The 20,831-nt window shown below is 51.3% G+C and carries 18 protein-coding genes and 1 pseudogene; 6 read left to right on the top strand and 13 right to left on the bottom strand.

Going from position 1 to position 20,831, the window contains the following annotated elements; translation table 11 throughout:
- Window positions 1–946: 946 nt before the first annotated feature.
- Window positions 947–2,323 carry an FAD-binding oxidoreductase gene (locus B7364_RS07000; RefSeq protein WP_085339310.1) on the bottom strand — a complete coding sequence of 459 codons (1,377 nt, stop codon included), beginning with the start codon at window positions 2,321–2,323 and terminating at the stop codon, window positions 947–949.
- 288 nt (window positions 2,324–2,611) lie between these two features.
- On the opposite strand from B7364_RS07000, the gene nagA reads away from it, so the two are divergent.
- Together nagA and B7364_RS06990 are read left to right on the top strand one after the other, a co-directional pair.
- Entirely contained in the window at window positions 2,612–3,751 is a 1,140-nt protein-coding gene (gene nagA, locus B7364_RS06995) for an N-acetylglucosamine-6-phosphate deacetylase (protein ID WP_085339309.1), read from the top strand.
- Window positions 3,748–4,815, top strand: a complete 1,068-nt coding sequence (locus B7364_RS06990) for a beta-N-acetylglucosaminidase domain-containing protein (RefSeq protein WP_085339308.1) — start codon at window positions 3,748–3,750, stop codon at window positions 4,813–4,815. Before nagA ends, B7364_RS06990 begins: the two co-directional genes overlap by 4 nt.
- 185 nt (window positions 4,816–5,000) lie before the next feature.
- On the opposite strand, the gene B7364_RS06985 is transcribed toward B7364_RS06990, so the two are convergent.
- Both B7364_RS06985 and B7364_RS06980 read right to left on the bottom strand, forming a co-directional pair.
- On the bottom strand, window positions 5,001–6,122 hold the full coding sequence (locus B7364_RS06985) for an anhydro-N-acetylmuramic acid kinase (RefSeq protein WP_198534082.1): 1,122 nt from the start codon (window positions 6,120–6,122) through the stop codon (window positions 5,001–5,003).
- 179 nt (window positions 6,123–6,301) lie between these two features.
- Window positions 6,302–6,820: a nuclear transport factor 2 family protein gene (locus B7364_RS06980; RefSeq protein WP_085339307.1), complete on the bottom strand. Its 519-nt coding sequence runs from the start codon at window positions 6,818–6,820 to the stop codon at window positions 6,302–6,304.
- Window positions 6,821–6,900: 80 nt separating this feature from the next.
- On the opposite strand from B7364_RS06980, the gene B7364_RS06975 reads away from it, so the two are divergent.
- Window positions 6,901–7,491 (top strand): TetR/AcrR family transcriptional regulator, encoded by a 591-nt coding sequence (locus tag B7364_RS06975; protein ID WP_085339306.1) that lies wholly within the window; start codon window positions 6,901–6,903, stop codon window positions 7,489–7,491.
- 47 nt (window positions 7,492–7,538) lie between these two features.
- Here B7364_RS06975 and B7364_RS06970 read toward each other — a convergent pair whose 3' ends face one another.
- Genes B7364_RS06970 through B7364_RS06960 form a run of 3 tightly spaced genes read right to left on the bottom strand, consistent with a single transcriptional unit; the run spans window position 7,539 to window position 8,738 of the window.
- A complete protein-coding gene (locus B7364_RS06970) occupies window positions 7,539–7,913 on the bottom strand; it encodes an SRPBCC family protein (protein WP_269798766.1) in 375 nt (124 codons plus the stop codon).
- Between the two features lie 44 nt (window positions 7,914–7,957).
- A complete protein-coding gene (locus tag B7364_RS06965) occupies window positions 7,958–8,401 on the bottom strand; it encodes an SRPBCC family protein (RefSeq protein ID WP_085339304.1) in 444 nt (147 codons plus the stop codon).
- Complete coding sequence (locus tag B7364_RS06960) at window positions 8,391–8,738, bottom strand: metalloregulator ArsR/SmtB family transcription factor (protein WP_085339303.1); 348 nt, start codon at window positions 8,736–8,738, stop codon at window positions 8,391–8,393. The genes B7364_RS06965 and B7364_RS06960 overlap by 11 nt, the downstream gene beginning before the upstream one ends.
- 187 nt (window positions 8,739–8,925) lie before the next feature.
- On the opposite strand from B7364_RS06960, the gene B7364_RS06955 reads away from it, so the two are divergent.
- Entirely contained in the window at window positions 8,926–9,945 is a 1,020-nt protein-coding gene (locus tag B7364_RS06955) for an SIS domain-containing protein (protein WP_085339302.1), read from the top strand.
- An 18-nt stretch (window positions 9,946–9,963) separates the two neighbouring features.
- A complete protein-coding gene (locus B7364_RS06950; RefSeq protein WP_085339301.1) occupies window positions 9,964–10,854 on the top strand; it encodes a DMT family transporter in 891 nt (296 codons plus the stop codon).
- A gap of 9 nt (window positions 10,855–10,863) precedes the next feature.
- Here B7364_RS06950 and B7364_RS06945 read toward each other — a convergent pair whose 3' ends face one another.
- From B7364_RS06945 to B7364_RS06930, 4 genes are all read right to left on the bottom strand, one after another.
- Window positions 10,864–11,604 (bottom strand): GntR family transcriptional regulator, encoded by a 741-nt coding sequence (locus tag B7364_RS06945; protein WP_085339312.1) that lies wholly within the window; start codon window positions 11,602–11,604, stop codon window positions 10,864–10,866.
- Window positions 11,604–12,506: an N-acetylmuramic acid 6-phosphate etherase gene (locus tag B7364_RS06940; RefSeq protein ID WP_085339300.1), complete on the bottom strand. Its 903-nt coding sequence runs from the start codon at window positions 12,504–12,506 to the stop codon at window positions 11,604–11,606. The genes B7364_RS06945 and B7364_RS06940 overlap by 1 nt, the downstream gene beginning before the upstream one ends.
- Window positions 12,493–14,070, bottom strand: coding sequence for a sodium:solute symporter family transporter (locus B7364_RS06935; RefSeq protein WP_269798765.1), 1,578 nt, complete (start codon window positions 14,068–14,070; stop codon window positions 12,493–12,495). The genes B7364_RS06940 and B7364_RS06935 overlap by 14 nt, the downstream gene beginning before the upstream one ends.
- A gap of 124 nt (window positions 14,071–14,194) precedes the next feature.
- Window positions 14,195–16,894: a TonB-dependent receptor domain-containing protein gene (locus tag B7364_RS06930; protein ID WP_232780837.1), complete on the bottom strand. Its 2,700-nt coding sequence runs from the start codon at window positions 16,892–16,894 to the stop codon at window positions 14,195–14,197.
- Between the two features lie 538 nt (window positions 16,895–17,432).
- Between B7364_RS06930 and B7364_RS06925 the strand changes: the two are divergent.
- Window positions 17,433–18,572: pseudogene (locus B7364_RS06925) on the top strand (IS3 family transposase).
- A 100-nt stretch (window positions 18,573–18,672) separates the two neighbouring features.
- On the opposite strand, the gene B7364_RS06920 reads toward B7364_RS06925, so the two are convergent.
- From B7364_RS06920 to B7364_RS06910, 3 genes are all read right to left on the bottom strand, one after another.
- Window positions 18,673–19,485, bottom strand: a complete 813-nt coding sequence (locus B7364_RS06920) for a type II toxin-antitoxin system HipA family toxin (RefSeq protein WP_085339297.1) — start codon at window positions 19,483–19,485, stop codon at window positions 18,673–18,675.
- Window positions 19,482–19,808: a helix-turn-helix domain-containing protein gene (locus B7364_RS06915; RefSeq protein ID WP_085339296.1), complete on the bottom strand. Its 327-nt coding sequence runs from the start codon at window positions 19,806–19,808 to the stop codon at window positions 19,482–19,484. Before B7364_RS06915 ends, B7364_RS06920 begins: the two co-directional genes overlap by 4 nt.
- 223 nt (window positions 19,809–20,031) lie before the next feature.
- Window positions 20,032–20,790 (bottom strand): HipA domain-containing protein, encoded by a 759-nt coding sequence (locus tag B7364_RS06910; RefSeq protein ID WP_269798764.1) that lies wholly within the window; start codon window positions 20,788–20,790, stop codon window positions 20,032–20,034.
- Window positions 20,791–20,831: the final 41 nt, after the last annotated feature.

The raw sequence follows: 20,831 nt of genomic DNA, 5'->3' as shown, positions 1-20,831 counted from the left end.
CTCTCATAAAGAACGAGGGACCCTAAGGGCTCAGGTCACCGTCATTGTGAGCCGCGGACCGGGCAAGCCGTTGAGGAAGGAAAGTAGCTCTGCCTTGGGGATCCAGCATTCGAGGGCGGACTTTAGCACAGTGTCGCGCTTGCCTTCCCATTTCTTCCAAACGGCACTTCTTTGATCAAGGTTTTGAACGATCTCATTTGCGATCTTTTGGAGAGATCGATCGTCACGAAGGTGGCGGAGCGAAGGGCTTCGAACATAGTCAGCAAGCAAGCGATAAATCATCGACCTCCGATCATCCATGTACATCGTTCATCCCCCCTGTTCGACTGAGAGCGGCTCTTTCGGTCCTGGCGAGCATGATGTTGCGGCAGAAGATGGATCCTAACAAGGGCCTCACTCTGGGTGTCCCGAGTGACCCATTTCTGAGCTATGGCCTCCTGAAGCTCATTAGAATCGGATCATCCTTGGCTAAACCTATAAGCGTCTGAAGCAGCGCAGTGTCTCAGTGTCCATTCGAACATTTTGGCTGACAATCTTGCCAATCAGTCGGGAGTAACTTATCCTCTCACCTCACAAAATTTACAAAAATTTTGCAATTTGTGGGAAGTCAAAATGCATTGGTTTGGGCAGAATTGGTGTGACCAATCTCGCGTGACCGTCGCGATAAGGACCATTGATTTTCATTGATTTTGGGTCAAAAATGACAAGTCGTCATTTATATATTTAAATTAAATCAATTACTTATTCTATTAGTCAAAGACGCAGGTCAGCCCGCTGAGCAATGGCATTCAAGAGGTTTCTCCTAGACAGCTCCCAACAAATCGCTGCGTTGGCGGCTCTCGCCGATACTGGATTGGTAAAGCTCTCCATTCGAACGCTATAACCAAGCAGTTCAATTGGACGGCGAAAAGTTTGAATCTCAATCAGAACAAACCTCACCAAATTCTCAAACAAAGATTTTGCCGGGGTTGAGAATGTTACGCGGATCAAGCGCGGTCTTGATTGTTTTCATTACCGAAATGCTCTCTTCCCCGTGTTCCCTAAGCAGCGCCTTTCGCTTGCCCAAACCGATCCCGTGCTCTCCAGTGCAGGTCCCCCCTACTGACAATGCGTGGCTAATCATGGCTTCATTAACTAGGTGTGCCTTTGCCCAGCTTTCTTTGTCACCGGGCGGCAGAATAAAGAACACGTGGAAATTACCATCACCTACATGACCAAGGATTGGCGCAAAAAGGCCAGCCTCTGTAATCTTTGACTTTGCCAAATTGATAGCGGACCCCAACTCACTTATGGGGACGCAAATATCTGTGATCCAAGCCCGAGACCCAGGGATCATGGATCGAGCAGCCCAAAGCGCATGATGGCGGGCACGCCAAAGCAAATTGCGCTCTTCCGTAGCCCTTGCTGTTTTGAGCTGTCCACCCCCACAATCCATGCCAATCGCAGTAACTAACTCCAGTCGCTCAGCAATAGAGTTGGGCGTCCCGTGAAACTCTAAAAACAATGTGGCGCGCTCCACCAATCCAAGCTTGCTTTGATGATTGCATGCTCGAATAGCGGCTTCATCCAGCAACTCCATCCGTGCAATCGGGATAGATGCCTGAATTGTGCTCATAACAGTCTCGACGGCACCTTCAATGGTCTCAAAATCCCAAGTGGCTGAAACAAATGATTCCGGTTGGCCGTGCAAGCGCAGGCTTGCTTCCACAATTAACCCAAGCGTGCCCTCTGAACCTGTAAACAAGTGCGTCAGATCATATCCAGACGCAGATTTTCGCGCGAGTGTTCCTGTTGACACAAGGCGACCGTCCGCCATTACGACCTTCAATGCGAGCACATTGTCGCTCATACTGCCATATTGAACGGTTGTAGTGCCTGACGCACGCGTCGCGATCATCCCCCCGATTGTGGCATTGGCACCTGGATCAACCGGAAAGAATAGGCCGGTATCTTTTAAGCTCAGGTTCAAAGCCTCGCGAGTAACGCCGGGTTCGACAGTGGCAATCAAATCGCTTGATCGAATGGCCTTGATGTTATCCATACGACTAAAATCAACACACAGTGTTCTTGGCCGAATTGAAGCTGCATTCCCTTCTAAGGACGTCCCTGCACCAAAACCGACAACCGCATAGCTAGCTTCCGCAGCCGTCACTACAAGACATTGGACTTCTTCAACGGTCAAAGGTTGGGCAACCAAATCGGGTGGCCTGTACTCATGTGGTCCTTCGCTTTGAGCGTAATGTTCCAGCGCAGCTGTACTGGTTATCAGTCGAGACCCAAATCGATCTGCGAGGCGGTCGGCCAAATGGCTATGGTTTGTCATAGTCCATGTTAATACCAAGGTTGCGTTTCTAAGTAAACTGGTATTTGATAGGTATTAAAGGACTTCATTATTCGCAATCATGACGCGCCCAGTCACCGACCCCGAGTAAGCCATAGAACGCTCAGGATCATCGATGGCTCGAGAGTTGCGCACTGTCGACCAAGGTAACGCAATGAATCAGAACGAACATTTATCTCGTGGCTCGATTCCTGATGGCCCTGAATGTGCCATCGGCATCCAGGCTGGCCCTACCGCTCGAAGCGGTCACCCATTTAGACTGCAATTCTGATGACCAATACCCAAGCCATCCTTGCGCCAAAGATGATTGTAGCCGGGCAAATTCTCAACAATTATGCCGTTTTGTTCAGGCTGGGTAAAATTCATGCGCTAGTGCATTCAGACAATCTTCCGCCCCATGCCAATATTGAAGAGCTGCACGGCGGAATTCTCGTTCCCGGGTTTGTCGATACTCAAGTCAATGGAGGTGGCGGCATCTTGTTTAACGATACGCCAACTGTAGAAGGGATCAAGTCGATTGCTAAGGCGCATCGAAAGTTTGGGACCACGGCCCTACTCCCGACCCTAATCAGTGATAATTTTGATGTCATAAGAAAGGGCCTCGGCGCTATTGAACAAGCAATTGAAGACGGCGTCCCCGGCGTGGTTGGGATCCATGTCGAGGGCCCATTTCTTAACCCCGAGAAGCGCGGGATTCATGATGCTTCAAAGTTCCGACGGCTCGATATTGATGCAATTGAATTGTTATCATCCATGCGGCGGGGAAAGACCTTGGTGACAATCGCACCGGAAAACGCATCGCCTGGCCTAATTTCAGAGCTTCGCCGCAGGGGCATTATTGTAGCGGCTGGGCACAGCCTAGCAACCTACGATGAAATCAAACATGCGAATGCCGAGGGCCTTTCTGGTGTAACTCATCTCTTCAATGCCATGTCACAACTCGGCAGTAGAGAACCTGGCGTTGTTGGGGCGGCTTTGGATTTTGGCTTGACGTGTGGGTTGATTGCCGATGGATATCATGTCCATGAGGCCGCCATGCGCGCCGCCTATCAAATGATTGGTGCTGAGAAACTAATGCTCGTCACCGATGCGATGCCATCTGTTGGACATGCAGACAATGGCTTTTATCTCGGTGAAAACTGGATCAGTTCGGCGTCTGGGGCTTTGAGAGACAAAGTTGGGACCTTGGCTGGTTCAAACCTCAATATGGCTTTGGCAATAAGAAATGCGATGTCAATGATGCGCATTGACCTTGCGAGCGCGGTAAGGATGGCAAGCGCGACGCCAGCTAGGTTCTTAGGTTTGGAAGAAAGACTCGGAACGATTGCACCAGGTTTGAATGCTGATTTCGTGCATTTAGACGATGAGTTACATCCACGCTCGGTTTGGATTGGCGGGGCAAAGCAATGATCCCCGAACTTGGCATCATTGAAGGTTATTTTGGTCGGACTTGGTCATGGAGAGCAAGGACTGCAGTGGTCGACAATCTAGGCCCCGCTGGCTACCGCTTCTTCCACTACGCGCCGAAGCTAGATCAAAAGCTCAGGCGCGAATGGCGAAAGCCTCACACCAAGGAAGAAGCTTCGTCAATTCAGACTTTTGCATCCCATTGCAGAGCAAAGAGCGTACGTTTTGGTATAGGCTTAACGCCCTATGACGCGCACTTATCCTTCGATGAGGCGACTAAATCGAGCTTGAAGGCAAAACTTCAGCAGTTTGATGCATGGGGCATAGATGACCTCGCCCTTCTCTTTGACGATATGCGCGGCGACATACCCGAGCTGGCTACACGCCAAACTGAAATTGCGCGCTTCGTAACAGACCACAGTAGAGCGACACGATTCTTCTTTTGTCCAAGCTATTACTCATTGGATCAAAGGCTGGACACGGTATTTGGAAAGAGGCCCGTCGACTATCTTCATGACCTGGGCAAAAGTCTCGACCCATGCATTGCAGTTTATTGGACCGGCGAAGAGGTTTGCTCACCGGAAATCAGGCAAGCGCATTTACAAGACATCGCGGAAGTTCTGGGTCGTAAAGTAGCTCTCTGGGACAATTATCCTGTGAATGACGGCCCACGAATGTCACAGTTTCTCCACTTGCGGGCATTCACGGGGCGATCAAGCGAAATTGCGGACAACATTAGTCATCATGCGATCAATCCAGCATCTCAGCCAATCCTCGGCTGCATACCAGCTTTGACTTTGCCAATGATTTACCAAGACGGTGCCTCATATCGGTACAGCGCTGCTTTTCAAAAGGCTGCCAACCAGATTTGTGGTCAAGACCTGGAAGAGGCGCTGAGGGCCGATTTGTTGTCGCTGCAGGCAGTTGGCCTGAATCAGATGCCGGTTGAGTTGAAAACCCAATTGCGCTCGAAGTACGCGGCCTTCAAAGGGGATGCCGCTGTCGAAATCATTGACTGGCTAGACGGTGGTTATGCGATCAAAGGGGAGCAGTTGTTGACTCAATAACTTGGCGAGCAAAGTCTTTCATGCACTGAGTTATGCTCGAAACAGATTTGAACTACATCGCTTTGCCCAAGCCGAGGCCGCGGTCCCGGGAACCGCGATATTCAATCCAAAATGCTATTCGCCACACTGCCAGTGTGTAAAAGCCCAACATCCAGCACGTCCAATTTGAGACTGATCTTATTGGCTCAAACTTGTAACGATGGCTGACAAATGATACCTCCGATAAGTGGTGTTGGTGCCCCGGTGGTTCCCGGAAATGTGATTGGCAGGCTCTTTAGGCGTCTAACAGCCATATAGGCGAACCCTTGCGCTTCGATTGCATCCCCGTTCCAGCCAAAGTCTTCGGTCTTGGTTGGCAAGTGTCCTGACGACTCGCCAATCATACGCATCAAGGTCTGGTTTTTTCGGCCGCCACCTGTGACGATCAGCTTGTCGACTTTGCTGGGCAACTGGCCCAAACCCTTCGACACTGCCGCTGCACTAAAAGCTGTTAACGTCGCAACTGCGTCGACACCGGATAAGTGACAAACCGAATCAATGCTAAAGTCCATCCGATCGAGGGATTTTGGATAGGGCAATGCAAAGAATGGGTGCTCCAGAAGTTGGGCTAGAGTCTCTTCGCAGATGGCTCCAGTTTCTGCTGTTTGGCCGTTGTAGTCGTAAGTTAGACCAAAAGACTTCGACATTTGGTCATCAATGAGCGCGTTCGCCATCCCGCAATCAAAGGCAATCATATCGCCGTCCGGCCCAAGGAAGGTCAAGTTTGCGACACCCCCGAGATTTAATACCGCGGCCTTTTCATTTGGCCTGGCAAACAGGGCCCGATGATACACCGGAAGCAATGGTGCACCTTGCCCTCCGTTGCGCATGTCATTTTGCCTGAGATCACTTACCACTGTGACTTTTAGTTCGTCCGACAGTCGTTGAGCATCGCCAATTTGCCATGTCCAACCCAAGTCAGCGCGGTGCGCGACAGTATGCCCATGAAATCCAATGACAGCGAGCTTTGCTGAGTCGAACCCAGTGGTACCAAGAAGGTCCGCCACCACTTGGATGTGTAGTTTGGAAATCCGCTCTTCGCACTCTTCAATCACTAAATCTGGCGATCGTTCATGCTTGCTCATGGCTCTGCTGCAAGCCTCTTCGATCAAATCTCGGTCGATCTTGTCATAGATATGTTCGGAAAACCCAATCGAACGAACAAACTGAATACCATCAGTTTCGATTAGGGCCGCGTCGATGCCATCGCGCGATGTGCCGGACATCAGTCCGACAGCAAAAAAGGTCTCATTTTGCCAAGAAGTCACGCCTAAGGTTCCGCCATATTGGTATTTAATTGGTATTTACCAAAAGCGATAAACGTTTATCGAGACATGAGCAAGGGGGTAGCGTCGGCGACAACTGAACCCCAGTCGGCAATCAATGGGTCAATTCATATGATAGCGTTGCAGCCGTTTAACTTTGGAACCCGAGCGCGAAATACGCACTATTGAATGCTGGAGCGGAACGCATAACCAAGTTGGGATAGAACTGCTTGAGGTCTGTGCAAAATCAAATAGTTGCGCAGTTTCGCGTGACCTTTGAGCCATGCCTTTTTGACCAAAACCAAGCCTTGCTCGTCTAGAGTGAATTCATCAATACCGTCAAGGCGAAGTGCTTTTGAATCTTCAAGGTCACCCACAACCATTGTCCAGCTTGCAAACGCGAGTTGCCCTTCAACCAGGATCTTTGCATTGACAAAAGTGTGGGGTCCACACATATCGAATTGGCGCTGGAAGGCCGACCGGATATCCTTCTTACCCCGATAAATGTCGCCATCGGGTGGTCCGCCCAAGACATCGCAATAAATTGCATCTTCAGCCACTAGCAACATAACTTTATCGATGTCTTGGCAGGCAAACCCGTCAACCATTCCCTGTATCGTTTGTCGGCAATCGTGCTTCAGGAGTGGACTGCTCTCAATAGTCTCGATTTGCGGACCGATATGAAATGGTGCAATTGTCATGTGAATCTCCTGCGCGCAACGAATTGTTGACCGGCGGTCAATAATAACCGACTCACAGTCAATATGTCAAGAAAGAGATCATGGCAAAGCAAGAAGACCGTCGCGATGAAACAAGAAAAGCCATACTGGCAGCGGCCAAAGCGCTGTTCGGAACACTTGGCTATTATGCTGTCAGCATTGACCAAATTGCTGAAGACGCAAACGTCGCAAAGGGTGCTATTTATCATTATTTTTCAACCAAAAATTTGCTCTTTGAAGCCGTTTTGAATGATGTTGGTGCCGCAGCACTCAAGCAGCTTCAAGCAGAGATCGTATGGCAGGAGGATGCATTGGCGACGATGATGGCTGGCTATCGCGCATTCTTTGAAATTTGCACTATTTCAGAGTTTGCGCAGGTTTTTTTGCGCGATGGGCCGGCTGTGCTTGGCTGGGCTCGGTGGCGGGAAATTGATACACACTATTTTGGAGGCATGGTCAAAGAAGGCCTCAAAGTTGCGATGGACTTAGACGTTCTAGTTCGCCAGCCAATTGACCCACTCGCAAACCTACTCATTGGTGCAATAACTGAAGCCGCAATGGACTGCGCACATTCAACCGATTTCAAGGATAGGTCGGATGCTTATATGACAAGCTTAGAAACCATTCTGGACGGTCTTAAACCAACTCAGTAACCATCGACGTATCCAATGTCGAAAACCCAGCTTAACTCAGCCCTGAGCTAGACGCCCTGAGCAACGTCGCGAATGCCTTCGAGGAAGCCTGCCCAGCCAAATGGGAAGTCGCTGATATCGCTCGCTCGGACAAAGCCATCGTGGACAAGTGTCAACAAGGTTCCATCACCTTGGTCCTCAAGAAGCCAAGTAATCTTTTGGGTGTAGTTGGTTTCATCACCGCGCCAGTCAGGCCAGTCTGAGACGAGGCGCTCGTTTTCCACTAATTCAAGAATGCGCGTTGGGCCGCCCAGTACCTTCTTGCCGTCCATCTCATATTCCCACCCATAGCGATACTCACCACCAACTTTGGCATCGACAGTCGGATTGCCCCAGGTCCATTTCTTTAGAAGGTCAGGGTCAAGCAACGCGCGAAATACGATCGAACGGGCAGCGTTGATAAAGATTGATTGGCGTACTTGCGGGTTTAATCGCTAAAATCTGGCAGTATCGTACCACCATTACTTTCCGCCAGTGTTTTGAGATTGCCCAAGTGAAATCGCCAAAGATCATCAACCAGTTCGCGTGCACGCGGTACTTTGGGAAGTTCGGCAAACTGGCAGCTAACCTCAGCTTTCGTTGAATTCGGCTCTTCGGCTTCAATGACAGCCAACTTAACATCGCCGACTACATCATGGATCGGCCATGTCCAACCGATGCCACTGTCAACTTCAAAGAGCGTAAAAGTCGTCGATGTAGGCGCGTAAGCACCAAGGCCCGCAAAGTAGAACTTACCGCCTACTACCGGCCCTAGGTTAACGTCTTCAGCAAACCATTTTTTCAAGTGGTCGAGTTGGCTGATCAGCTTAAACGCATCACTGAAGCTTACAGGAAGCGTTACGCTGGAACCGATTGTAATTTCAGATGTCATGAGTTTGTGCCCCCTGAGCTTCGATAAGATGTTTGAGCGAAACGAGCCTTGAGGCCCAGAACACGCGATAAGGCTGGAGCCAGCGGTCAACGCTCTGAAGGGCTTCAGGCTCCAAGGAATAGATCCGGTTTCGTCCTTCGCTCCGCTCCGAAATCAGTTTTGCGTCTTTCAAAATCCGAATGTGCTTGGCAACACCGGGCCGGCATATGGAAAAATGAGAGGCAACTTCGCCCGCCGAGCGCGCCTGCGGTCGTAACAAGTCCAAAATTGCACGGCGCGTTGGATCGCCAAGCGCGTCAAAGATCGGATTATCTGCCAAGCCCAAATGCGTAACCATATGGTTTCATATTTTCAAACGCGTCTAGAGCCAAGGCGTGATCTGGGTGCCGACAGACCGCTGGAGCCAGCCATTAGCATTCAGATTGGTCCTTTAAATAGATACCTATTTGAGTGATATTCCAGAAATTGACAATACCAATGTAATACCTTAGCTCACCCAAGGAAATCATCTTGGAGCTGAAGGCATGTCGCAAGAATTTAAACCATCTTGGATGCGGACTGAAACACTAGAGCTACCTTACCTCCTCGCACGACAGGCCATGCACATCCAAAGTCAACTTCAACCTATCCTTGATAAGGTGCGCGCACGTGGTCTTGACGAGGTTGTGGCTTGCGGACGTGGTAGTTCAGCTCACGCTATTGCCTACGGCCAAGCCTTGTTTCAAAACTATCTCGGCATCCGCTTCTCAATATGCCCACCATCCGTCGCTTCGATCTACGGCCTGACAGTTGGATTCACCGAGAAATCGCTTGCGGTATTCGTTTCCCAATCAGGCCAGTCGCCAGATTTAGTCAAATCAGCCGAACTCGCACGACAAGCTGGAATATTGACCGTTGCATTCGTCAACTCAACCGACTCTGGCCTTTCGCGTGCCTGCGAGCACACCATCAACATCGGTGCGGGTTCTGAAAAGAGCGTCGCCGCCACAAAATCCTGCATATGCTCAATGACCGCCTTGGCGCACTTAGGAGCAAGCTGGAAAGGGAATAGCGGCCTGGTCTTTGACCTTGACCGCCTATCAAATGTTCTTTTTTCGTCCAAAAATAGCAAACGATGGGAAGGTCGTTTGAACGGGCTAGACAACTGGAACAATAGTCTAGCAGTGCTTGGTCGCGGATTGACAACCCCAATTGCCCTTGAGATTGCCCTCAAGCTTAAAGAAACTTGTAGTTTGCATGCTGAAGCCTTCAGCGCAGCAGAGTTTCAGCACGGCCCTTTGGCGCTTGCGGGGCCTAACTTCGCCTGCATTGCCTGCGTTCCAACAGACAATGCGCAAGATGGCCTCCTTGAGCTCCTTGAACGACTGAGTACGTTGAAGTCCCCAATTATCAAGCTCGAGAAGGCCGAAGGCGGTAACACTTCGGTTCTTGATCCCATTGTTATGCTGTTTGAAGCTTATATGGCAATCGAAACACTGGCTCGTAAACGAGGTTTCGATCCTGATAAGCCAGACAAATTGACCAAAGTGACTGAGACTGTTTAGGGCGAGGAAGCTACGTCAATGAGTACATCGAACCCGAACCGCGCGGTTTACCTCGCCTTGCTCGCATTCTTCTTGCTGTCGTTGATGGACGCCTTGATTAAGCACATGGGCAGTCATCATTCAGCGGTGACGGTGTCGTTTGCTCGATTCGCATCAGCAGGCGTGATTAGCCTCGGTATCTGGGTAGCCGCCGGTGCTCCTAGGATGACGATTGCACTCATCCAAATCCACAGCTTGCGTGGAGCCCTTCAAGCAGTTTCGATGGTATTGTTTGCAATGTCATTGGCTAACTTGAAGTTCTTGGAAGCTATGTCAATTGCATTTCTTGCCCCGCTTCTGATCCCTTTATTGTCGGCCGTAATACTAAAGGAACATCTCAACTTAATCCCTATGGTCCGCGCTTTTCTGGCTTTTGTTGGTGCATGTCTTACAGCGATTGGTGCCGCCTCAGCTCCTCTTAGTGGCGCGAACCCGACGCTAGGTGCAGCAACCGCAATTGCAGCGGCTTTCACTTATGCGCTTTCAATTGTTTTATTGAAGGACCGCGCCCAAATCGACGGGCCTATCCTTTCTGGGGTCTTTAGTTCTTGTATCCCCGCGCTCTTCATTGCTCCACTTTTGTTTGTCGCAGGAGATCCGATTGGGGTGGTCGATCTTCCAGCCATTGTTGGATTAGGTGTGCTTTCGACAGCGGCAATGGCGCTACTCACTTTGGCTTACGGCATGAGTGACACCCAACGCATCGCCCCACTTGAATATAGCGCGGCCGTTTGGGCCGGACTTTTGGGCTGGTTTGTGTTCAAAGAGGCACCAAACTCGTTTGCTTTGGCCGGATGCGCTATCATCCTAGCAACCTGTCTTTGGAGCGTCATCCCGGATCGATCTAGGACCAATAAACTGAATGGTTAAGTGTCCATCTCAGATGTTTGCATAGGGACCACGCAGCTTGTTGACAAAGACATACCTGTCTCCACGATACGCTGAGCGAGTGAATTCAACTGGCTTGTCATCTGCGCGCCGCGTCAACCGTTCAATGCGAAGAATTTCAGTTCCCTCATCGATCGATAAGAGAGCTGCCTCGGTTGCCGTTGATAATGATGCGCGAATTTTTTGTGTCCCCGTGACCGGACGAGAGCCAAGTAATTCAAGAGTAGCGTAGAGCGAGGCCCCAAGCTGATCCAAATCAGGCAAAATAGACTGGGGTATGACTGCATGTTCAATCGCTAACGGTTCACCGCTGGCAAGGCGAACGCGCCCGAGACGAACAACCAATTCGCCTTGGCTGAGCTCCAGCATTACTTGTTCTTCTTCGGATGGCTTTGCGACAGATTTCATCATCCAAATCGTGTCAGCAGATTCCCCGCGGGCGTCAGTTTCTTCAGTGAAGCCGGTTAGAAATGATCCAGGCGCTTCGATTTGGCTTGAGACAAATGTCCCAGAGCCTTGTTTGCGGAATAACAAGCCTTCGGCGATGAGCCTACTGATTGCCTTTCGAACCGTCACACGCGATGCCCCGACTTGATCACACAAGTCGCGCTCTGACGGTATCGCGCTGCCAGAGCGAATACCGCCTGCATGTATGTGGTCACGCAGATGATTGGCCAGCTGAATGTAAAGCGGCGTTGAGTTCTCGGCTTCTAGGATCGTCGCTTCAAACATCATGCAATTCCTGTTTGCTGCAGTAACAAGGCTTGGCCAAGGTTTCCGCTTGAGCGAATTAGCGATTCTCTAGCACCCTGCAACGTCGCTCCTTTGGCTACAAGTACCGCTGTTTTGATATCGCGGTCCACACACTCCAAAATCTCATGTGCCTTCTCCGCATCTACATCTGCAAGCCTTGCGACCATATCGGCCGCACGCTGCATTAGCTTGTCATTGGAGATGACCATATCGACCATAAGGCCGCGATACACCCGGCCCAGCCGTAGCATGATCGTAGTGGAAATCAAATTCAATACAACTTTTTGGGCGGTCCCAGCCTTCATGCGTGTTGACCCGGCAACAAGCTCACTTCCCGTTTCAGCGATGACGCCATAGTCAGAAGCTAGTGTTAGTGGCATCCCAGCATTGTTCGTAACCGCTATCGTCAAAGCTCCTTGTGTCCTGCCCACTTGGAGGGCCTCCACAGTAAATGGGGTCCGGCCACTGGCGGCCACACCAATCAAGACGTCATCTGGGGTTACGCGCAAATCTCTAATGGCCGAAATTGCTGCATCCCGGTCATCTTCGGCACCCTCTTGGCTTTTCACTAACGCATCAGCACCGCCTGCCAATACAAAGGCTAAGCGATCATTTGGCCAACCAAAAGTTGGGTAAAGCTCCACGCCGTCTTGCACTGCTATACGACCGGAGGTTCCTGCACCGGCATAAATCAAACGACCATTGGAATATTGGCGCAGCCGATCTGCTGCCGCCTCGCATGCACTTGCAATGGTCGCCGTTTGACTTGACAGAGCCGAGACCGCCGCCAACTGACCTTCCAACATCGCTTCAACCGCGTCTTCAGTGCGCCAAGTTTCAATCCCAGCAAATCGCGGACTTTGTGATTCAGTGGATGGCATCGGTGCTACCTCCTTCCAAAGTTGACACATTTGATTGTCGCCTTCCCGCACAACAAATCAGCGTTGAGATCGTTGCGCCTATGCAAAGTTGAAACGGAAACGCCAAAGCAGGGATGAAATCTGAAAGTCCCAATGATTTGGCCACGTACGGCTGAAGCGCAAGAATCGTAAGAAAGCCAATTCCAAGCGCCAGGAGCACAGTTGTGGTATTGCCCCGATCAGTGAAGACCGCAGTAAAATAGACCCCCAGTAGCCCGGCATAGGCAAAAGTCATGACTGACAATGCGAACTCTAAAAGTGGCATATCGGTCGCCCGTTGCCAAAAGTAGCAAAGAATAGACATCAAAAACAGCGCACAGCCGCACACCACCATCGTACCTTGGCCCATCGCTACAAAGTGCGCTTCGCCAAGCTCGGTTCTTCCCTGCTTGGTTTGCCACGGCCTATAAAAGTCTTCGACAATTACCGAAGCCATCGAGTTTAAGCCCGAATTGATTGCAGCAGCCGCAACCACACCAACTACGATGATGCCCTTCAGTCCAGCAGGCATTTCTGAGAGGATGAAAGACATAAAGACACTAATTTTCTCGCCATCAAACTCTTTCATGGTTTCTGCTGTTGCACCCATCAAATCGGGGCGCTGATAGAAAATGTGGAGCAACTGGCCAATCGTGATGAATATCCAAATCACTGGCACCGCGATGAGTACCGAGAGAATAAGGGAGCGCGCGGCTTCGTTCGAATCCTTGCACGCTAATAGTCGCTGACTTGTATCTTGATCCATCCCAAAGTTACCGAGATTGAGCAACATGACGCCGGTAAAAATCGCGAGAAGCGAAAAGGGTTGATCCAACCCCAAGCTTGTATTGATCAAGCGAAGTTTGCTTTCACCGGTTGGAGGACTGTCTAAAGCCTGCCAAATCTGGGGAAGATCGAGTGGTATTTTGGTCAAAAGGAACCAAAGCGTCAGCAGCGCAGCGCCGACATAAATTACCACCTGAACCACATCGCTCCAAACAACAGACTTTAGACCGCCAACAAAGGTGAAGACGATCCCAAGCACCAAGAGAATAAACGAAGCAATCGTGATTGTGGTCGCATCGACCCGTAAAAAAATGATCATCGCCACCGCAATGGCGGCCATATAAAGCCGGGCGCCGGCCGCAAAAACCCGCCCCAGCAGATACATCGCACCGGCAGCTCTTTTGGCTGTGGATCCAAATCTCTGCTCCAGCAATTCATAAACCGTTGTGGCGCGCAAAGCATAAAAACGCGGCAATAAGACTTTGGCGACGATGACAGCCGCCACAAGCGACCCCGCAAAACTAGTTAAGTAAGTATAGTCGCTACGAAAACCAGTGTCCGGCCCACCAAGGAACGTTGCGGCTGATTGGGTTGAAGACAAGACCGAAACGGCAATCAACAAAGCCGGCATGGAGTTTCCAGCCAGGAAATAACTACGCGCTGACTCTGTGCCTCGCGCTGAGGATTGTATTGCGGTGGCCGTCAAGATGACTAGGTATGAGACGACAATGGCCCAATCGAGGCTCCCGAAACTCAGCATCTTCATGTCTCCAATGGTTATGCAGAGGTAAGTCTCAAAGTCATGGTAATTAGTTTTCACTTAAAGACGAGAAGGGCCACGCCTCGGGAGGAGACTTGAAGGCGCAGCCCTACTCACAGCTATATCAGCGACGCCAAGTCACTGACAGGCCAACAGTTCTGCCTTGAACATTATAGGTATCGGGCAGTGTATTGAACAATGATGGGTTGTTAGGAAGCGGCGGTTTCTTGTCCGTCAGATTGTCAACCCCGAAATTGACAGTAAACCCTCTATCGGACTTCCAAGAGACGTTTACGTCCAAATAGTTAAACGCGGGAATTGTCCCCGTACCGCCGACCGTCGAATTGCGCAAATCGCCGATCCGCTGCCAGCCGCCCTGGAAGGTCCACACATCACCACTCAAAGTCACAGCGGCACGATGTTTGTAATCAGCTTGAACGGTTGAGACCAAATCTGAGGAGCAATTGGTTGCCCATGTGCCCTTACAATCGATCGGCTTTAGCGCCGCGTTACGCTGGATGGAGTAATCTGTGACAATGTTGGCCTGATAGCTCAGGGTCATCTTGTCGATCAGATCCCAGTTGTCGATTTGGCGGACCAACTGCATACCAACGTCGAAGCCTTTTTGTGCGACCACCGCCAAGTTTCGGTCGTTGACAAAACCATCTTTGATATAGCCAGTTATTGGATCGCGGCTGACCGCTAAACAAAGCGGATTATTTGCGCTTGGGTCTGTGATATAACAGCTCGTAAGGGCATCAACAGGTTGAACTTGGCCAACTGCGTCACGCAACTCCATATCATACCAATCGATAGTGGCAGAGAACCCCGATACAAACTCAGGCGTAAACACAACACCAATTGTCTTGGTGTCGCCAGTTTCGGGCTTAATGTCCTTATTACCACCGAAGAAATACTGCCCAGTCAAATTGGCAGGATTAAAGCTGTCATAGGTGCCTTTGTAGCCAAATCGCTGGCATTGAGCAGCATTGCCAGTACCAAGAGCACAGGGGTCGCCTGGATAACGGGGACGCAAACGCGCGACGTTGACCAAGTTTGCAAACGGAATTGAGGATAGCGCGCCCGCGAACTCACCCATGTTAGGTGCCCGAATGACGCTTTGCTGCGTTGCCCGCAGCTTAAGGCTGTCATTGATTTCCCATGCTAGGCCGATTTTGTCGGTGTCATACTTGCCGGCATTGGAATAGTCAGATGTGCGGTAGGCTCCTTCAAGATCAAAGCGTTGCACGAAGGGCAGGTCTGCCAAGATTGGAATTAGAAGCTCGCCATAGACCTCTTTGGCGTCGAAGGAGCCCTTGAAGGCAGTTTCAGCGCCTTGGTTAAAGCTTGCACCCGACTTTTGCTCGGCGCTGTGATCAATCGAACCACTATCTTCACGATACTCATAGCCAAGCGAGAAGCCGATGGGTCCTGCTGGCAAACTAAACAAGTCTTTTGTGGTCCCAGTTAGAGTGATCGCGGCAACGTCCACTGTCCGCTCGCGAATGTCGCGCACAATGGGGCTGCCAAGGGCTGCAATCTCTGGCGTTCCGGCCTTGAAGATATTGGCTGTGTTGGCCAAGGCACCAAAACGGCTAGCCCCGTTGGACAAGCGAATCCCATCACCAGAGACTGTTGTGTCTTCCTCAACCTTGCCCGACTGTGCATAGCCATCAAGCGTTACATTGTCGGTGATCTTAAACTTCAGTCCGGCTTGGAACTGGGTTGTTGTACGATCTGTCTCGGCGGTCTTAACACCAAGCTCGCTCAAAGAGCGCTGAACATTAACTGTGGCATTGCCGTTCACAAAGGTGAGTAAAGCACGCGCGGAAGCGGGAATGATGGTGTTGGTTGCGCTGATCGTTACGTTCTCGCTGATGACAACCGGCACCTGTCCCGCCCTTGGTGCGCCTGTCGATACAACATTAGAGAACATCGCACGGCCATATAGTTCGAGCTTTTCAGTCAAATCGAACTTGCCGAATGCCGACACGTTGGTCCGCGTCATCGGCTGGACGAGCAAATAATCCTTGGTGTAGTCGGTGGTTTGAAAGCCATTGGCAAAGTTTCCTGCCGCATCAAACGAGAACGTTCTGCCTGAAGCAACGTCCGTATAATTGCCGCCAGAGCTTGCAACGGGTGTAGAATTGCGCAGCGCCCAAGAACGCTTGCCTGCCAGCAGCTGCTCTCGTTCAGAATACTCGCCATAGACGACTAAATTGCCACGCCCTGCGAGGTCCAATCCGTAGGCCGCGTTCACCCCATAAGATGACCCGCCACCTTTGCCGTGCTCGTAATTCGCCGAGACCTTCAATCCATCAAACTCGTCATCAATGATGAAGTTGACCACACCTGCCACCGCATCCGCGCCATAAACGGCCGCAGCACCACCGGTGAGAACATCCACGCGCTTTAGAAGCGCGGCTGGAATCGCATTGACATCAACCGCGTTGCGGAATGAGAATGGCGTCGCACGCGTCCCGTTGATCAAAACCAGGGTGCGGTTCTGGCCGAAATTCCGCAAATCCAAAGTCTGTGCGCCATAGGCGTCAGACCCAACCGCTGTGGATTTTACGCCACCAGCCAGCTGGGGCAGCTTTGCAGAGAAATCTTCAACCGTAACAGCGCGGTCAAGCGCAATTTGAGCGCCAGTTGTCACCGCAACGGGGCTGGTCCCTGTCAAATCAGGGCGCGGAATGCGCGAGCCGGTTACGACGACGATTTCAGGCTCTACCGCGGCTGCGCCTGCCGAGTTTGTACTTTGCGCATTGGCAAAACCGGGGAGCGTGAAGGCCAGCGCTAGAATGCTTGTGCGCGAAAGCATTTTTCTTGTCGTCAATGTCATTGCAATCCCCCTATTGCTGGTAACACTTTGTCACCAATATCTCTTCGGAACCTAATACCACTTAAATGCCAATGCAACATTTTTTTTACATTTCTGCTGAAGTGGTATTGAAACAGGGCGGTTAACAAGTGTCATCTTGGTTTGCTGGACGAAACGACCATTAAAGTTATGATCTTGCGATTACCAAACTGAGTCATGATCAATGTCCGCCTACGTGACCAAGGTCTTGTCATGTTATGCGGACCAATAACGCCAACAAGCATTACTTATTAAATAGCCTGCTTACCCGACCAGTACCACCAACGGACCAATTCAATTGGACCCAGCGCGCCGGAGACCCTCGGTCCCGAAGCGGGCCAAAACGTAACTGGGCGCGCAAGCGCAAATCCACCCAAGCCCGCTTCTCCTGCGGGGGCCTTGTTAACCGGTTGCGCTTGACGTGCTCCCCTGAATTCGGTCCACGGTAAATTAGAGTTTTCCAGTTATCTGACCCAGTGCTGGGGAGGAGCGGAAAGCGATGAAAGCGAGCAAATTTACGGACGCGCAGAAGGCATTTATCTTGAAGCAGGGCGCAGATGGAGTGCCGGTTTCGGAGATTTGCAGGCGGGCTGGCATTAGCCATGCGACCTATTTTAACTGGAAGAAAAAGTACGACGGATTGCTTCCAACCGAGATCAAGCGGTTGAAGTTCCTGGAAGAGGAAAACACAAAGCTGCGGAAGATTGTGGCTGACCTGTCGCTCGATAAAGAGATGCTTCAGGACGTTATCCGGCGAAAGCTGTAAGGCCTGATCGAAAGCGTGAGCTGGTCGCTGAGGCTTGTCAGGAATGGAAAATGTCGCAGCGGAGAGCCTGCCAGGTTCTAGAAGCAGACAGATCGACCATTCAATACAAGCTTCGACGACACGATCAGGCCAGTCTGGAAATAGCGATCAAGGAGATTTGTGGTGAGGATTGCGCACGCCACAGGTTCAAGTGCCAATCCGAACCGTGTGCGCTATGGCTATCGACGCGTACATGTGATGTTGCAGCGCGATGGTTGGCAGCACAATGTGAAGAAAACCTATCGCATTTACAAGGAAATGGGGCTTCAGCTTCGAAACAAAACGCCCAAGCGGCGTGTCAAGGCCAAACTCCGTGAAGACCGCAAAGATGCCGTTCAGGCCAACGAAACGTGGGCGATGGACTTTGTTCACGATCAGCTGGCGACTGGCCGCAAGTTCAGGATCCTGACGGTTGTTGATACGTTCACACGCTTCTCGCCTATCATTGACCCCAGATTCAGCTATCGATCAGAAGACGTCATAGAGGCTTTGGAACAGGCTTGCTCGCAGATCGGCTATCCCAAGGCCATTCGCGTTGACCAAGGTTCTGAGTTCATCTCCCACAATCTGGACCTGTGGGCCTATGCCAAGGGCGTCACGCTGGACTTCTCGCGTCCCGGCAAACCAACTGACAACGCGTTCATCGAAAGCTTTAACGGCAAGTTCCGCGCTGAATGTTTGAACGCTCACTGGTTCTTGTCCCTTGCGGATGCGAAGGAAAAGTTGGAGACTTACCGCAGATACTACAACGAGGTCAGGCCACATAGCGCCATCGGCAACAAAGTCCCGATCTCATTGACAAATTACGTTGGCGATCCCAGCCCGCCAGCGTGACTCAGAGCGGGAAACTCTAGCTCCAACTGGCCCGAACAATGGGGGCACCTCATCAGAGCGGGAAACTCTAGCTCCAACTGGCCCGAACAATGGGGGCACCTCATTCCGGATAGGAACCGGTTTGCCCGTCGCGCGAGGCTGTCATGGCCATCGCTGACAAAAATGGTATGCGGTAAATGCCGGACCGATCAAACCGCTTTGATAGCATGATGGCGCGCCCGGCGACCTTCACCAACTCATGTGTTGGTGTTTGGATGCCAGAAAGGCTTGCCAATCTCAATGCGATCTCCTCCCAGGTTTCAATACTGTAGTCGTCATTCTCCTTTGGGAACTTCGCGATTGAGAGATCTCCGTTTCGATCGAGAATAGAAGCCTTCGGTCTGGCACCGCCAAGTGAGGAACCGGGCGCAAAGATCATCTGCAGATCTTCATCGGTTTCTTCGTCCGATAAGATGCGATCGCTGGATTGTAGCAAGCGGCCGAGGTCAATGAGCGCTGGTACGCCATTAGGGCTGATAGCGAGAAAACGGTCTTCCCCCTTCTTCTTGAACCTTAAAGCACCAAGGCGGCAGAAATCGGTTACACCAAGAAGGTAGTCAGTCTCCATTAGGGTGTGAACCTGGCGACCTTCCTTCTGGGCAGCGCGCCGCTCTGTGCGCTGCATGAGGCGGCGTCCCCAGGTATCAGGGGCTGAATCACCAATCGAGCCGAATAGGGAATGACCCGCGCTAGGCGAAAATCCGCCTCGCATCAATGGCAACCCTGGCTCTAGGGCAAATCGATTGGTACTTTCCAACCACGTCCGATCATACTCAAAGACCATGGTTTCATTGCCGCGCGCGCGATTAATCCGCGCGAGACCGACTAAGAAAGTCTTGCCAGATAGGTCAACATAGACCTCGACATCGTTCACGGACGGTTACTCTTGGACTTCAGATGGACGCGTTTGGGTAAAGCCGCACTGGCCAAGATCTTTCCTACCGGGTCGTTGTTGATGTCGGCGAGAGTTCCAAGCCCGTCAAGAAGTCCCAATGCTTGCATGACGGCCGCGTAAATGCCGATGCTGACGCCCGGATCACCGCTTTCGACGCGTTGCAAGGTAGATCGTGATGTAAAGGCGCGTTCTGCAACGATCTGCATCGGCAATTCCCGACGCTTGCGTGCATCGCGCAGGTCAGCCCCGAGCGAACGCAAAGCGCGCTGAACAGCAGACGAGGGATGATGGGGTGTTGGCATATGTAATCTTCGTAACTCCTTATTGGTATTTTTGTAGCATGAAGATGACATTAAAGCAAGTTATCATTGGATCTTAAGGCTCTGACTGGAGCCAAATAATAGGCGGACTCGGCTGTGTCCCCAAACTGTGCGAGTTCAAACAGCTCATTATCTCAAGACAGCCGGAAAGCTGAAGCCTATCCTGAAATATGCTTAGGCGGGCAGAGCCGTTTGTGATCAAGCATCAAAGGCGGTCCACGATACGCAAGGCATTCTCTTCGATGAGACTAGCGGCTTCCTCCACATATCCTTTGGTGGATGCGGGCATTGCTGAAACCGTGTCCGATACGGCCACCCGCTGGGCAACCATTGCGTCAACAAGCTCGACGACGCGTGATTGCACATCTGCGGGTCGGAACCCTCCCGCACGTGCAATATCTTCCCAATGCCACGGTGCCATATCGCCAGGCTTTCGCTTCTTGCCGGCAATCGTTTGAGCAAGATGCTGGTTGACCTGGGACCACGGCAAAACCGTGGAGACATCATAAAGCGGTGCCAAGCGCGGTGTCGCACCAATCGGGAGAAGAAGAGAATAATTCTTGGCATGCGCGTCGGTGTTGGCGACGAGAATGTTGAAGATCAGCTGGTCCAATAAGGCAAGCGCGTCGACAGGTGAGAAATGGCGCGCTGTACACAAGAGGATTGGGAGGGTTACGCCGGTGACTGTACCCCGTTCATACTTTCGGCCAGGCGGAAACTGGTTTGCTTGAGCAAAGTCCTCTTGATGAACCCGCTGGATCTGACCCGAACTCGTCAAGTAGCGATCATATCGTAAAATAGCGATGGCTTTGCGCCTCTCAGCTCGAATAATTGTTGCATCACTTGAAGCAATGCCAATGGCCCTAGCAAGATGGAGGCAATAGCTTTCGTTCTCGACAATCCCGGGCAAGATCGGATTATCAGGCTTAAGGATTAAAGTGGAAGGCGCACCATTTCGGGGGATTGCCAGATTCTATGAGCAAGGACGGCGTCTGAACGAAGCAG

The organism is Aquidulcibacter paucihalophilus, from assembly GCF_002105465.1.
Lineage (GTDB): Bacteria > Pseudomonadota > Alphaproteobacteria > Caulobacterales > Aquidulcibacteraceae > Aquidulcibacter > Aquidulcibacter paucihalophilus.
The sequence above is the reverse complement of the archived record's forward strand: the minus strand, read 5'-3'. Positions and strand labels throughout refer to the sequence as shown.

Bases quoted from the DNA above. Each gene is read 5' to 3' on its own strand.
- B7364_RS06950 (WP_085339301.1), top strand. From the start codon at position 9,964: ATGAGTACATCGAACCCGAACCGCGCGGTTTACCTCGCCTTGCTCGCA.
- nagA (WP_085339309.1), top strand. From the start codon at position 2,612: ATGACCAATACCCAAGCCATCCTTGCGCCAAAGATGATTGTAGCCGGG.
- B7364_RS06945 (WP_085339312.1), bottom strand. From the start codon at position 11,604: ATGTTTGAAGCGACGATCCTAGAAGCCGAGAACTCAACGCCGCTTTAC.
- B7364_RS06930 (WP_232780837.1), bottom strand. From the start codon at position 16,894: ATGCTTTCGCGCACAAGCATTCTAGCGCTGGCCTTCACGCTCCCCGGT.
- B7364_RS06960 (WP_085339303.1), bottom strand. From the start codon at position 8,738: ATGGTTACGCATTTGGGCTTGGCAGATAATCCGATCTTTGACGCGCTT.
- B7364_RS06975 (WP_085339306.1), top strand. From the start codon at position 6,901: ATGGCAAAGCAAGAAGACCGTCGCGATGAAACAAGAAAAGCCATACTG.
- B7364_RS06990 (WP_085339308.1), top strand. From the start codon at position 3,748: ATGATCCCCGAACTTGGCATCATTGAAGGTTATTTTGGTCGGACTTGG.
- B7364_RS06935 (WP_269798765.1), bottom strand. From the start codon at position 14,070: ATGCTGAGTTTCGGGAGCCTCGATTGGGCCATTGTCGTCTCATACCTA.
- B7364_RS06965 (WP_085339304.1), bottom strand. From the start codon at position 8,401: ATGACATCTGAAATTACAATCGGTTCCAGCGTAACGCTTCCTGTAAGC.
- B7364_RS06940 (WP_085339300.1), bottom strand. From the start codon at position 12,506: ATGCCATCCACTGAATCACAAAGTCCGCGATTTGCTGGGATTGAAACT.
- B7364_RS06915 (WP_085339296.1), bottom strand. From the start codon at position 19,808: ATGCCAACACCCCATCATCCCTCGTCTGCTGTTCAGCGCGCTTTGCGT.
- B7364_RS06980 (WP_085339307.1), bottom strand. From the start codon at position 6,820: ATGACAATTGCACCATTTCATATCGGTCCGCAAATCGAGACTATTGAG.
- B7364_RS06955 (WP_085339302.1), top strand. From the start codon at position 8,926: ATGTCGCAAGAATTTAAACCATCTTGGATGCGGACTGAAACACTAGAG.
- B7364_RS07000 (WP_085339310.1), bottom strand. From the start codon at position 2,323: ATGACAAACCATAGCCATTTGGCCGACCGCCTCGCAGATCGATTTGGG.